Here is a 13,480-nt window from a genome sequence, read left to right as displayed (position 1 = left end):
TGCTTCTCTGTGTGCCTGCGGCACCTCTGCCGCACATCAAAAAGGAGCGCGTCAGCGCATGACTGATAAGGCATTAAAGTCACTGGGCGAACACATCGCTACCAGTCTGGAAAATGAGGTCATTTCCACCAGTGTCGCTTTTGGCGAGCTGACGGTGGTAGCCCGCGCAGAGCATGTTCAGAAAGTGCTCACCTTCCTGCGCGATGACCAGGAATGTATGTTCAAGCAGCTGATCGACCTTTGCGGCGCCGACTATCCAGAGCGTATCCGCCGGTTCGATGTTGTGTATCACCTGCTGAGTGTGCAGCTGAACCAGCGTATCCGCGTGAAAGTGGAAACCGACGCTGACACACCGGTGCCATCGGCCATTGATGTGTTCCCGGCAGCAGGCTGGTTCGAGCGCGAGGCGTGGGACATGTATGGCATCTTCTTTGCGGATCACCCGGACCTTCGCCGCATGCTCACGGACTATGGCTTCCAAGGACATCCGCTCCGCAAGGACTTCCCGCTGACAGGCTTTGTTGAGTGCCGCTACTCCGAAGAAGAGAAGCGGATTGTCTATGAGCCTGTGAAGCTGAAGCAGGAATTCCGCAATTTCGATTTCATGAGCCCGTGGGAGAGCGCCAAGTACGTGCTGCCGGGTGATGAGAAAGCCGATGATGCCGCTGAGAGTAAAGAGGGGGCGAAATAATGGCTGAGGTTGATATCAAGAACTACTGCCTGAACTTCGGCCCGCAGCACCCTGCGGCACACGGCGTTCTGCGGATGGTGATGGAGCTGGACGGCGAGATCGTTGAGCGGGTAGACCCGCATATCGGTCTCTTGCACCGCGGCACCGAAAAGCTCATTGAAGCAAAACAATATTTGCAGGCGATGCCATATTTCGATCGTCTCGACTATGTGGCGCCGATGAACCAGGAACATGCCTTCGTGATGGCGATTGAGAAACTCGCTAATATCGAAGTGCCTGAGCGCGGCCAATATATCCGCGTTCTGTTTTCGGAAATCGGCCGGGTGCTGAACCACCTGCTGAACCTGACGACACATGCGATGGACGTTGGCGCACTGACCCCGATTCTGTGGGGCTTTGAAGAGCGCGAAATCCTGATGGAATTCTACGAGGCAGTATGCGGCGCGCGTCTGCACGCAGCTTACTTCCGTCCGGGTGGTGTGCACCAGGACCTGCCAGCAGGCCTTGCCGAACGCATCATGAAATGGACGGAAACATTCCCAAGCACGCTTGCGGATATGGAAGCATTGCTGATCGACAACCGTATCTTCAAGCAGCGTAACGTAGATATCGGCGTGTTTGACGCAGACGAGGCGCTGGCGTGGGGCTTTACCGGCCCGATGCTGCGCTCCACGGGCGTCGCCTGGGACCTGCGGAAGGCAGAGCCTTACGAGGTCTACGACAAGATGGACTTCCAGGTTGCCATCGGTAATTCCGGTGACTGCTATGATCGCTTCATGCTTCGAATCGCAGAGATTCGCGAGTCGCTGAAGATCATTCGCCAGTGCCTGAACGATATGCCGGAAGGCCCTGTGCTTTCCATGAATACGAAATTTGCGCCGCCACGCCGTGCCGAGATGAAGCGGTCAATGGAAGCGCTTATTCACCATTTCAAGCTCTACACTGAAGGTTTCAAAGTACCTGAAGGCGAAGTTTACGCCGCAGTGGAGGCGCCGAAGGGTGAATTTGGTGTGTATCTGGTATCCGACGGCTCAAACCGTCCGTACCGCTGTAAAATTCGGGCACCCGGGTTCGCACACCTTCAAGGCATGGATTATCTTCTTAAAGGTCACATGCTTGCTGACGCTCCGGCAGTTCTCGGGGCTATGGACATTGTATTTGGTGAGGTGGACCGATGAGTACGGCGCCAGAAAAATTTGTGTGGACCTCGGAAAACGAGAAAGCCGCGCAAGCGCACATCGCAAAATACCCGGACGGGCGGCAGCAAAGTGCTGTTATGCCACTTCTTGATCTGGCTCAGCGCCAGAACGGTGGCCATGTGACGCAGGAAATCATGGAATATATCGCTGACTATCTGGATATGCCGGCAATCCGGGTTCAGGAAGTTGCGACTTTCTACACCATGTATAACCACAAGCCGATCGGTAAGCACCATGTGCAAGTGTGTGGCACCACGCCATGCTGGTTGCGCGGTAGCGATGGCATCATGAAGGCTTGCAAGTCCAAGCTGGGCATCGAGAAGGGCCAGACCACGGAAGACGGCATGTTCACACTTTCTGAAGTGGAATGCGCTGGCGCCTGTGTAAACGCACCTGTGGTTGCCATTGATGACGATTACTTCGAGGACCTGACGCCTGAAACCATGACCGAGCTTTTAGAGAAGCTTGCGAAAGGAGAAGAGGTTAAGCCTGGTCCGCAGATCGATCGTCAAAACAGCGCACCGTTTGGTGGCCCAACCACGCTTAAGGGCGATAAAGGGGAGGATGCATAATGCTTGCAGATAAGGATCGCATCTTCACCAACCTTTATGGTTTTGAGAGCCCGGGCATTGAGGCCGCAATGAAGCGCGGTGACTGGGACGGTACCAAGGACATTATCGCCAAGGGTAAAGACTGGATCATCGGTGAGATGAAAGAGTCCGGCCTTCGCGGTCGCGGCGGCGCGGGCTTCCCAACTGGGCTTAAATGGTCCTTCATGCCGAAGGAAACTGATGGCCGCCCGTCTTACCTCGTGATCAATGCGGACGAGGGCGAACCCGGCACCTGTAAAGACCGCGACCTGATGCGCCACGATCCGCACAAGCTGATCGAAGGGTGCCTGATCGCCGGTTTCGCCATGAACGCTGTGGCTGCATACATCTATATTCGCGGTGAATTCTTCCGTGAGGCAGAAGCGCTGGAACGCGCCATCAAGGAAGCCTACGACAAAGGCTTCATTGGCAAGAACGCTTGCGGTACCGGCTATGATTTCGATGTTTATGTGCACCGCGGTGCTGGTGCCTACATCTGTGGCGAGGAAACAGCGCTTATTGAAAGCCTGGAAGGCAAGAAGGGCCAGCCACGCCTGAAACCACCGTTCCCTGCGAATGTTGGTGTCTGGGGCTGCCCAACTACGGTAAACAACGTAGAGTCGATTGCGGTTGCGCCAACCATCCTGCGCCGTGGCGGCGCATGGTTTGCTGGCCTTGGTCGTCCGAACAACACGGGTACTAAAGTCTTCTCCATCTCCGGTCACGTGAACAACCCATGTAACGTGGAAGAAGAGATGGGCATTCCGCTTAAGGAACTCATCGAAAAGCATGCCGGCGGCGTTCGCGGCGGTTGGGACAACCTGCTGGCCGTGATCCCGGGCGGATCTTCGGTGCCGGTTCTGCCGAAAGAGATTTGTGACACCGTGCTGATGGATTTCGACAGCCTTCGCGAAGTGCAATCCGGTCTTGGGACCGCTGCTGTTATCGTGATGGATAAGTCGACTGACATCGTAAAGGCGATTGCTCGTCTTTCCGAGTTCTACAAGCACGAAAGCTGCGGCCAGTGTACGCCGTGCCGTGAAGGTACAGGCTGGATGTGGCGCGTGATGGAGCGTCTGGTCGAAGGCCGGGCCGAGAAGTCCGAAATCGACACGCTTCTCGATGTCACGAAACAGATTGAAGGCCACACCATCTGCGCGCTTGGTGACGCAGCAGCTTGGCCGATCCAGGGTTTGATGCGCCACTTCCGCCATGAAGTGGAAGCGCGTATCGATGCATATCATGCCAAAGCGGCTGAATAGAGCGCATGGCAAGGAGAGTTAGATGCCCACGCTAACCATTGATGGAAAAGAAGTAACGGTAGAGCCGGGAACAACGGTTCTGCAGGCGTGTGAGGAAGTCGGCGTTGAAGTGCCGCGCTTCTGTTATCACGAGCGCCTGTCGATTGCCGGTAACTGCCGTATGTGTCTGGTAGACATGGAAAAAGCACCGAAGCCGATCGCAAGCTGCGCAATGCCTGCGGGTGACGGCATGGTGATACACACCAACACCGAGCGTGTGAAGAAAGCACGTGAAGGGGTGATGGAATTCCTGTTGATCAACCACCCGCTGGATTGCCCGATCTGCGACCAGGGCGGTGAATGTGATCTTCAGGACCAGGCGATGGCGTTTGGTGGCGGCGACAGCCGCTACGACGAAAACAAGCGCGCGGTCGAAGACAAATATATGGGGCCGCTGATTTCTACAACCATGACACGCTGCATTCACTGCATGCGTTGTGTGCGCTTCTCTTCTGAAGTTGCGGGTGTGGACGACATGGGCGCTTTGTGGCGCGGCGAACATACCGAGGTAACAACTTACCTTGAGAAATCGCTCGACAGCGAAATGTCCGGCAACGTGATTGACCTGTGTCCGGTTGGCGCGCTGACGAGCAAGCCTTATGCCTTCACGGCGCGCAGCTGGGAACTGAAGCACACCGAAAGCATCGATGTGATGGACGCCCTTGGCTCCAACATCAATGTGGATACACGCGGTGCTGCCGTGATGCGCATTCTGCCACGCCTCAATGAAGACGTGAACGAAGAGTGGATTTCGGACAAGACACGCTTTGTCTATGACGGCCTGAAGAAGCGCCGCCTGGACCGCCCATACGTTCGCAAGAACAAGAAGCTTGAAGAAGCGACTTGGGCTGAAGCGTTCGAGGCGATCAAGAAAAAGCTCAAGGGCGTTAAAGGCGATCAGATCGCAGGTATCGCTGGTGATCTTGCCGACATGGAAAGCATGCTGGCCCTGAAGGACCTTCTGGGCACGCTGGGTAGCACTCGCGTTGAAGGCCGCCAGGATGGTGCCGCGCTCGACGCCAGCGTTCGGGCAGGCTACCTGATGAACAGTGGCATCGCAGGCGTTGAAGAAGCCGATTACCTCCTGCTGGTAGGCTGTGACCCACGCGCCGAAGCGCCAGTGTTCAACAGCCGTATACGGAAGGCGGTTCGTCACATGGGCCTGAAGGTTGGCCGTATCGGTGCTGAAGCAGACCTGACATACAAGGTTGAAGACTTTGGTGACGATGCAAAGATCCTCAAGTCAGCTTCTACTGGCCGTCATGACGCTGCAAAAGCGCTTAAGGCCGCAGAAAAGCCGATGATCATTGTTGGCCAGGCTGCGCTTGCCCGTGAAGACGGCGCAGCGATCCTGAAAGCCGCGCGCGATATTGCAGACAAATACTGCATCAAGGAAGGCTGGAATGGCTTCAACGTGCTGCATACGGCGGCAAGCCGCGTTGGCGCGCTGGACCTGGGCCTGACCACTGAAGGCGGTGTGAATGCCATTCTGGATGACGCAGAAGCTGGCGCGCTGAAGGCTGTGTTCCTGTTGGGCGCAGACGAGATCGACAGTGCGAAGCTGAAGAAAGCTTTCACGGTGTATATTGGCACGCACGGGGACGAGGGCGTGAAGAACGCCGACGTGATCCTGCCGGCCGCTGCATATACTGAAAAGTCAGGTACTTACATCAACACTGAAGGCCGCGTGCAGCGTACCGAAAAGGCAGTCTTCGCACCGGGTGATGCCCGTGAGGATTGGACGATCCTGCGGGCGCTGTCGGACGTTGTTGGTGAAACGCTGCCATATAATACGCTTGGTGAACTGCGTGGCCGTCTGGCCGAAGTTGCACCAGCCACGGCAACGATTGACGAGGTGCCGACCGAAGCATGGGGCGACTTTGGTACCAAGGGCGACATCGCTGAAGGTGCTATCAAGCCAATTATCGATAATTTCTACATGACCAACCCGATCGCCCGTGCCAGCCAGATTATGGCTGACTGCGTTGCAGCCCGGGAAGGTGTAGCTGAGGAGGCGACAGGAACCCATGGTTGAGGCGCTTTACACACTGTTCGGCGGTGAGGGTCCTTTCCTCTATTTCCTTGCGATCCTCGCCTCCATCTTCGCGATTGTGCTGCCGCTTCTGATTGCGGTTGCCTTCGCTGTTTATTTCGATCGGAAAATCTGGGCTGCGGTTCAGATGCGTCGCGGCCCGAACGTGGTTGGCCCCTTTGGCCTGCTGCAATCCTTCGCTGACGGCCTGAAGCTGTTCCTGAAGGAAACCGTGATCCCGGCGGGCGCGAACAAGGTTATCTTCCTGATCGCCCCGATGATCACCTTCACGCTGGCGCTGATCAGTTGGGCTGTCGTGCCCTTCGCTGAAGGCGTGGCGATTGCAGACCTGAATGTGGGGATCCTTTACCTGCTGGCGATCTCAAGCCTGGGCGTTTACGGCATCATCATGTCCGGTTGGGCATCAAACAGCCGCTACGCGTTCCTGGGTGCGCTCCGTTCTGCAGCACAGATGGTATCCTATGAGGTATCCATCGGCTTCGTATTGGTGTGTATCCTGGTGTCTGTGGGAAGCTTGAACCTGAGTGACATTGTGGTGGCGCAAGCCGGTGGCATTCTGGATTGGAACATGTGGGTGTTCGCGCCAGTGTTCGTAATCTTCTTTATCTCGGCGCTTGCGGAAACCAACCGCCCACCGTTCGACCTTCCTGAAGCGGAAGCAGAACTTGTGGCCGGTTACCAGGTTGAATATTCATCCATGGCCTTCGCGCTGTTCTTCCTGGGTGAATATGCAAACATCCTGTTGATGTCCGCTGTAATGGCGATCCTCTTCATGGGTGGCTGGTATGCACCGTTCCCAGCGCTTGATGCCTATATTCCGGGCTTTGTTTGGCTGTTTATCAAAATCGCCTTCATGTTCTGGATGTTCGCGATGGTGAAGGCGTTCGTGCCGCGTTACCGCTACGACCAACTGATGCGTCTGGGCTGGAAAGTGTTCCTGCCGCTGTCGCTCGTGTTCGTGATCATTTACTCGGGCCTCGCCGTTTACGGCGTTATCGGCAACATCGGATAGGAAGGGCTTGAAGCATGAGTACATTTAAGCAAGCTGCCAAGACCTGGCTCCTTTGGGAGTTCGTTCAGGCGCTTATTCTGTCGGTGAGATATTTCTTCCGGCCGAAGGTAACGATCAACTATCCGTACGAAAAAGGCCCGTTGAGCCCGCGTTTCCGTGGGGAGCACGCGCTGCGCCGCTATCCCAACGGGGAAGAGCGCTGCATCGCCTGTAAACTTTGCGAAGCCATTTGCCCGGCGCAGGCCATCACGATTGAGGCTGAGCCACGCGAAGATGGCTCCCGCCGCACGACACGCTACGACATTGACATGACCAAATGCATCTACTGCGGGTTCTGTCAGGAAGCGTGCCCGGTGGATGCGATTGTTGAGGGGCCGAACTTCGAGTTCGCGACCGAAACACGTGAAGAACTGATGTACGACAAGAACAAGCTGCTTGCCAACGGTGAGCGCTGGGAGCGCGAAATAGCGGCGAACATCGCTGCTGACGCGCAGTATCGTTAAACGAAGGGCAGGGGACGATAATCATGGACTTTAGCTCAATGCTTCCAGTCGCCGCCTTCTGGCTGTTCGCTGGTATTACCATTCTATCGGGGTTGTTGGTCATTCTGGCCAAAAACCCGGTGCATTCCGTGCTGTGGCTCATCCTGGCCTTCTTCAGCGCTGCTGGCCTCTTTGTGCTCATGGGCGCAGAGTTCCTCGCGATGCTTCTGGTCATCGTTTATGTTGGCGCGGTTGCGGTGCTGTTCCTCTTTGTCGTGATGATGCTCGATATCAACTTTGTCGAACTGCGGCAGGGGATCATGCAGAACGCGCCGATCGGTGTTGTTGTCGGCCTGGTGCTTCTTGTTGAGCTGGGCACGCTGGGCGCCACCTGGCACTTTGGTGAAGACGTTGGCAAGAATGCCGCGGCACCGATGCCGGTTGCCGAGCAGGTTGAAAACACTGCAGCACTCGGGAACGTGATTTACACCGACTATATTTTCATCTTCCAGATGTCTGGCCTTATTCTCTTGGTTGCGATGATTGGTGCGATTGTACTGACTCACCGCACGCGTCCTGGTGTTCGTCGCCAGAATGTTTCCAAGCAGAATGCGCGCCGTCCGGAAGAAGCATATGAACTCGTAGATGTAGAAGTTGGCAAGGGCGTCGCTCTGCCAACGAAGAAAGGCTAGGGGACGATAGTCCATGACTATTGGGTTAGGACATTATCTGACGGTTGCCGCGATCCTCTTCGTATTTGGGGTTATCGGTATCTTCCTCAACCGGAAGAACGTCATCATCATTCTTATGTCGGTCGAACTGATGCTTCTGGCCGTCAACATCAACCTCGTGGCCTTCTCTACCTACCTGCAAGACATGGTAGGCCAGGTGTTCGCCATGTTCGTGTTGACGGTTGCTGCTGCTGAAGCAGCGATCGGTCTTGCGATCCTCGTGGTTTATTTCCGCGGCCGTGGTTCCATCGCGGTTGAAGACATCAACCAGATGAAGGGGTAGGAAAATGGAAACAGCTGCTAAGTTTATTGTATTCCTGCCGCTGGTCGGTTTCCTGATCGCAGGTATGTTCGGACGCCAGATTGGCGACCGCTTCAGCCAGGTCCTGACGGCCTCGCTTGTGACCATCGGCGCGATCCTCTCGTGGCTCGTGTTCGTTGATGTGGCGCTTGCGGGTAACAAATTCGTCGTGACGCTTCTTGACTGGGTAAAGTCCGGTGACCTCGAGTTCGCTTGGGCGCTCAAGGTTGATACGCTGACTGCGGTGATGCTGGTTGTGGTCAACTCTGTGTCCGCGCTCGTTCACTGGTATTCCATGGGCTACATGGAAGAAGACCCAGACAAGCCACGCTTCTTTGCCTACCTGTCGCTCTTCACGTTTGCGATGTTGATGCTGGTGACCTCCGATAACCTGGTTCAGATGTTCTTCGGTTGGGAAGGTGTTGGTCTGGCGTCCTATCTGCTGATCGGTTTCTGGTTCAAGAAACCAAGCGCGAACGCGGCGGCCATCAAGGCCTTCGTTGTGAACCGCGTGGGTGACTTCGGCTTTGCCCTTGGCATCTATGCTGTGTTCCTGCTGACCGGTTCGGTACAGTTTGACGTAATCTTCGGCTCGATTGGTAACTATCAGGAAGCGACGCTGAGCTTCCTTGGTCATGATTATCACGCGATTACAGTTGTTTGCCTGCTGTTGTTCGTGGGTGCCATGGGTAAATCCGCCCAGCTTGGCCTCCACACCTGGCTGCCAGATGCAATGGAAGGCCCGACGCCAGTGTCTGCGCTGATCCACGCTGCGACCATGGTAACAGCGGGCGTGTTCCTTGTGGCACGCTTCAGCCCGGTCTTCGAATATTCCGAATATGCGCTGCAGGTTGTTGCCATTGTTGGCGCGACAACCGCATTCTTCGCCGCAAGCGTGGGCCTGGTGCAGAATGATATCAAGCGTGTGATCGCTTATTCGACCTGTTCGCAGCTTGGCTACATGTTCTTCGCGCTGGGCATGGGGGCCTATGGCGGTGCGATCTTCCACCTGTTCACGCACGCTTTCTTCAAGGCACTGTTGTTCCTTGGCGCTGGTTCCGTGATCCATGCCCTGCATCACGAGCAGGACATGCGCAACATGGGTGGGCTCTTCAAGAAGATCCCGATGACCGGCACAGTTATGCTGATTGGTACATTGGCGATTACAGGCTTCCCGCTGCTGTCAGGTTACTATTCAAAAGACCTGATCATCGAAGCAGCCTTCGCCTCCGATAGTTCGGTTGCACAGTATGCCTTCGTTATGGGTGTGGCTGCGGCGCTGATGACCAGCTTCTATAGCTGGCGCCTGGTGTGGCTGACATTCTTCGGCGAGACCCGCGCGAAGCAGAAATACTTTGATGCGGCGCATGAAGGCCCGATCTTTATCAAGGCTCCGCTTGTGATCCTGGCACTTGGCGCAGTGTTCGCTGGTGCGGTCTTCAAAGAGTATTTCGTGGGCCATGAACGCGTCGCCTTCTGGAACGGTTCGCTTGTAACCCAAATGGGTGACGTGATCGATGCCGCACACAACGTGCCTATGGGCGTGACGTTGGCGCCGTTCGTTGTGATGGTATTGGGCTTCTTCATCTCCATGATGTTCTATGCCCCGCGGATTGCACTTCCGAAGCTTCCAGCGGCCGGGCTTGCCGTTCTGACACTTGCGCTCTTTATCGCAGCCAAGTTCACGGACCTGCACCATGTTGCCGGCATGACCTATGTGGGCTACTTCTCGGGCTTTGCATTCGCGATCTTCTTCTACGCATATCTCTATGCGGCTGGGAAGGTTACGAACGACCTGCCACAACGTACAGCTACGATGTGGAGCGGGCTATATGCCTTCCTGCTGAACAAATGGTACTGGGATGAGCTTTACGACTTCCTGTTCGTGCGCCCGGCCTTCTGGCTTGGTCGTGTGTTCTGGAAGCGCGGTGACGAGCAGACCATTGACGGCTTTGGCCCGAATGGTGTGTCGGCCACGGTTGCCCTTGTGGCAGCCAAGGCGCGCAAGCTTCAGACTGGTTACGTTTACCACTATGCCTTTGCCATGATCATTGGCCTGGCGCTCGTGGTGACATGGTTTATGGCCCAAAGTGGCGCACACTAAGGGCAGGGGATAAGTAAAATGGAATTTTTCTCGAATAACCTGCTCAGCCTGATGATGCTGATCCCGCTCTTGGGGTCCGCTCTTATTCTGATCATTCGGCATCAGGACAAAGAGATCGAAAAACGGAACATCCGTCAGGTTGCGCTTTTGGCAACAATCTCCACCTTTATCCTCAGCATTTTCCTGTGGGTCGGTTTCGACAGCTCCAGCGCGGACTTCCAGTTCGAGGAGCGTTACAACTGGGTAGGGGACATCAGCTACTATGTTGGCGTGGACGGTATTTCCATGCTGTTCGTGGTGCTGACGGCCTTCCTGATGCCAATCGTGATCCTGTCTAGCTGGGAAAGCATTGAGACGCGCGTGAAGGAATATATGATTGCCTTCCTGCTGCTTGAGACGCTGATGATCGGTGTGTTTACCGCACTCGACATCTTCCTCTTCTATGTCTTCTTCGAAGGCGGCTTGATCCCGATGTATCTGCTGATCGGTGTGTGGGGTGGTTTGAACCGGATTTATGCTGCGTTCAAGTTCTTCCTCTATACGCTTCTGGGCTCCGTTCTGATGCTGGTGGCTGTGTTCTACATGTATGTAGAAACCGGTACGACCGACATTCCGATGCTGATGAACCACGAGTTCGCAGCCGATGTTCAGAACTGGCTATGGCTTGCGTTCTTCGCGTCCTTCGCAGTGAAAATGCCGATGTGGCCGGTTCACACCTGGCTGCCGGACGCGCACGTACAGGCACCAACCGGTGGTTCTGTGATCCTGGCTGGTGTTCTTCTGAAGATGGGCGGATACGGCTTCCTGCGGTTCAGCCTCCCGATGTTCCCTGAGGCAAGCGAGCATTTCGCATGGCTTGTGTTTGCCCTGTCGATTGTTGCCATCGTCTACACATCGCTGGTGGCACTGGTGCAGGAAGACATCAAAAAGCTGATCGCTTACTCTTCAGTTGCTCATATGGGCTTTGTGACGATCGGTATCTTCATCCTGAATGCCAACGGCATTGAAGGCGCGATCTTCACCATGCTGAGCCACGGTATTGTGTCTGGTGCATTGTTCCTTTGTGTGGGCGTGATTTATGACCGCCTGCATACCCGCGAAATCAGCCGGTATGGCGGCCTGTCGGTCAATATGAAGATTTACGCCACGATTTTTGTGATCTTCTCGATGGCGTCTGTCGGCCTGCCTGGCACAAGCGGCTTCATTGGCGAATTCCTGGTGCTGAACGGGGCATATGCGTACAACAGCTGGGTTGCCTTTGGCGCTGCCACAGGCGTTGTGCTCGGCGCTGCCTATATGCTTTACCTGGTTCGCCGCCTTGTATTCGGTGAGTTGGACAAAGACGATGTGAAGGCTATGCCCGACCTGACGCTGCGGGAGAAATTGATCTTCCTGCCGCTTCTGATTGTGGTGTTCTGGATGGGTATTTACCCGAACAGCTTCCTGGAGCCGATCCACGCGTCTGTCGAGCACCTCATCCAAACTGATTTTTCATCTGCAGCCGAGCATGCGGAAGGTGTGACCACCTCTGCTGCTGCAGCACGTTAAGGAGTACAAACCGATGACCGGTGAAATTCCAACCCTCGTACCCGTGATGCCGGAAATTCTGCTGGCAATTGGCGCGATGGTGCTGCTGATGCTTGGCGTGTTTCAGGGCGACAAAAGCTATGGCCAGGTCTCTAACCTCGCCATCCTGCTTCTGGTGGCTGCGGCAGCAGTGATGCTGACCCAGGTTGGTGGTGAACGCCAACTGACATTCGGCGGTATGTTTGTGACTGACAGCTTCGCTGTGTTCACCAAGCTATTGGTGTTGGCAGGTTCAGTCGTCGCGATCCTGATGTCTGGCGGCTTCATGAAGAGCCACAACATCGCCAAGTTCGAGTATCCGATCCTGATCCTTCTTGCCACGCTTGGCATGATGGTGATGATCTCCTCGAATAACATGATGACGCTTTATGTTGGCCTAGAGCTTCAGAGCCTGTCGCTTTATGTGCTGGCGGCGATGAACAGGGACCGCACGCGGTCGACCGAGGCTGGCCTGAAGTATTTCGTGCTGGGCGCGTTGTCATCTGGCATGCTGCTTTATGGCGTATCGCTGGTATATGGCTTTGCTGGCACCGTGGACTTCGACCTTCTCGCATCCACCCTCAAGGGCCAGGAAAGCACGTCTATGGGCGTGGTTGTCGGCATGGTGTTCCTGATGGCGGGCCTTGCCTTCAAGATTTCCGCAGTGCCGTTCCATATGTGGACGCCAGATGTATATGAAGGGTCGCCAACGCCTGTAACTGCCTTCTTTGCCGCCGCACCAAAAGTTGCCGCGCTCGCACTGCTTGTTCGCGTGCTGATTGGCGCGTTCCCTGGTATGGTTCAGGAATGGCAGCAGGTGATTGTTTTCATCTCCATCGCTTCCATGCTGGTGGGTGCCTTCGTTGCGCTTGTTCAAACCAACATCAAACGCCTGATGGCTTACTCAAGCATTGGTCACGTTGGATATGCACTTGTTGGTCTGGCCGCTGGCACCCAGGCGGGTGTTGAAGCACTGCTGATCTATATCGCCATCTACCTGACCATGACGCTGGGCACCTTCGGGGCGATCCTGTGCATGCGCCGTTCCAACGGCATGGTGGAAGATATTTCTGATCTGTCTGGCTTGAGCCAGAGCAATCTGCCGCTGGCGATTGGTATTGCGATCTTCATGTTCTCGCTGGCCGGTATTCCGCTTCTGGCAGGTTTCTGGGGCAAGTGGTATGTGTTCCTGGCAGCCGTAGAGGCAGGCCTTGTACCGCTTGCCATCATTGGTGTGCTCACCAGTGTTGTTGGCGCTTTTTATTATATCCGCATCATCAAGGTGATGTTCTTTGACGACCCTGCGCCTGCGTTCGAAGGCGGGCAGGGCAGCGGCATCAGCCTGGTGATTGGTGTTAGCGCGCTGATCAACTCGCCCGTCAGCTATTTTGTGCTGATTGCACCTTTGGTAACTGCAGCGGGCTGGGCCGCCCAGTCCCTGCTGTTTTAG

Annotated in this window: 12 protein-coding genes; all 12 read left to right on the top strand. The window is 55.5% G+C overall.

The genetic code is table 11. From position 1 onward, the window contains the following. The first annotated feature begins 58 nt into the window (after window positions 1-58). From KORM41_RS14195 to nuoN, 12 genes are read left to right on the top strand one after another with little or no spacing between them, the layout of a single operon-like run. The gene (locus KORM41_RS14195; RefSeq protein WP_068149412.1) at window positions 59-691 is read left to right on the top strand and encodes an NADH-quinone oxidoreductase subunit C; all 633 of its coding nucleotides are present in this window, start codon (window positions 59-61) and stop codon (window positions 689-691) included. After that, window positions 691-1,869, top strand: coding sequence for an NADH-quinone oxidoreductase subunit D (locus KORM41_RS14190; RefSeq protein WP_068149409.1), 1,179 nt, complete (start codon window positions 691-693; stop codon window positions 1,867-1,869). Before KORM41_RS14195 ends, KORM41_RS14190 begins: the two co-directional genes overlap by 1 nt. Then, window positions 1,866-2,462 (top strand): NADH-quinone oxidoreductase subunit NuoE, encoded by a 597-nt coding sequence (gene nuoE / locus KORM41_RS14185; protein ID WP_068149405.1) that lies wholly within the window; start codon window positions 1,866-1,868, stop codon window positions 2,460-2,462. The genes KORM41_RS14190 and nuoE overlap by 4 nt, the downstream gene beginning before the upstream one ends. Beyond that, window positions 2,462-3,742 (top strand): NADH-quinone oxidoreductase subunit NuoF, encoded by a 1,281-nt coding sequence (gene nuoF, locus KORM41_RS14180; protein WP_068149403.1) that lies wholly within the window; start codon window positions 2,462-2,464, stop codon window positions 3,740-3,742. Before nuoE ends, nuoF begins: the two co-directional genes overlap by 1 nt. Before the next feature lie 22 nt (window positions 3,743-3,764). After that, a complete protein-coding gene (nuoG, locus tag KORM41_RS14175; protein ID WP_068149400.1) occupies window positions 3,765-5,816 on the top strand; it encodes an NADH-quinone oxidoreductase subunit NuoG in 2,052 nt (683 codons plus the stop codon). Next, window positions 5,809-6,846 carry an NADH-quinone oxidoreductase subunit NuoH gene (gene nuoH, locus KORM41_RS14170; protein WP_068149398.1) on the top strand — a complete coding sequence of 346 codons (1,038 nt, stop codon included), beginning with the start codon at window positions 5,809-5,811 and terminating at the stop codon, window positions 6,844-6,846. Before nuoG ends, nuoH begins: the two co-directional genes overlap by 8 nt. Window positions 6,847-6,860: 14 nt before the next feature. Then, window positions 6,861-7,349 (top strand): NADH-quinone oxidoreductase subunit NuoI, encoded by a 489-nt coding sequence (gene nuoI / locus KORM41_RS14165; RefSeq protein ID WP_068149395.1) that lies wholly within the window; start codon window positions 6,861-6,863, stop codon window positions 7,347-7,349. 23 nt (window positions 7,350-7,372) lie between these two features. Next, complete coding sequence (locus KORM41_RS14160) at window positions 7,373-8,020, top strand: NADH-quinone oxidoreductase subunit J (RefSeq protein ID WP_197421174.1); 648 nt, start codon at window positions 7,373-7,375, stop codon at window positions 8,018-8,020. Window positions 8,021-8,033: 13 nt separating this feature from the next. Further along, entirely contained in the window at window positions 8,034-8,342 is a 309-nt protein-coding gene (nuoK, locus tag KORM41_RS14155) for an NADH-quinone oxidoreductase subunit NuoK (protein ID WP_068149391.1), read from the top strand. A 4-nt stretch (window positions 8,343-8,346) separates the two neighbouring features. Next, window positions 8,347-10,464 carry an NADH-quinone oxidoreductase subunit L gene (nuoL, locus tag KORM41_RS14150; protein WP_068149388.1) on the top strand — a complete coding sequence of 706 codons (2,118 nt, stop codon included), beginning with the start codon at window positions 8,347-8,349 and terminating at the stop codon, window positions 10,462-10,464. A gap of 18 nt (window positions 10,465-10,482) precedes the next feature. After that, window positions 10,483-12,012, top strand: coding sequence for an NADH-quinone oxidoreductase subunit M (locus KORM41_RS14145; RefSeq protein WP_068149385.1), 1,530 nt, complete (start codon window positions 10,483-10,485; stop codon window positions 12,010-12,012). A 13-nt stretch (window positions 12,013-12,025) separates the two neighbouring features. Continuing rightward, complete coding sequence (gene nuoN / locus KORM41_RS14140) at window positions 12,026-13,480, top strand: NADH-quinone oxidoreductase subunit NuoN (RefSeq protein ID WP_068149382.1); 1,455 nt, start codon at window positions 12,026-12,028, stop codon at window positions 13,478-13,480.

The sequence above is a fragment of the Kordiimonas lipolytica genome (assembly GCF_001550065.1).
This window is presented reverse-complemented; position numbering and strand designations above follow the sequence as displayed.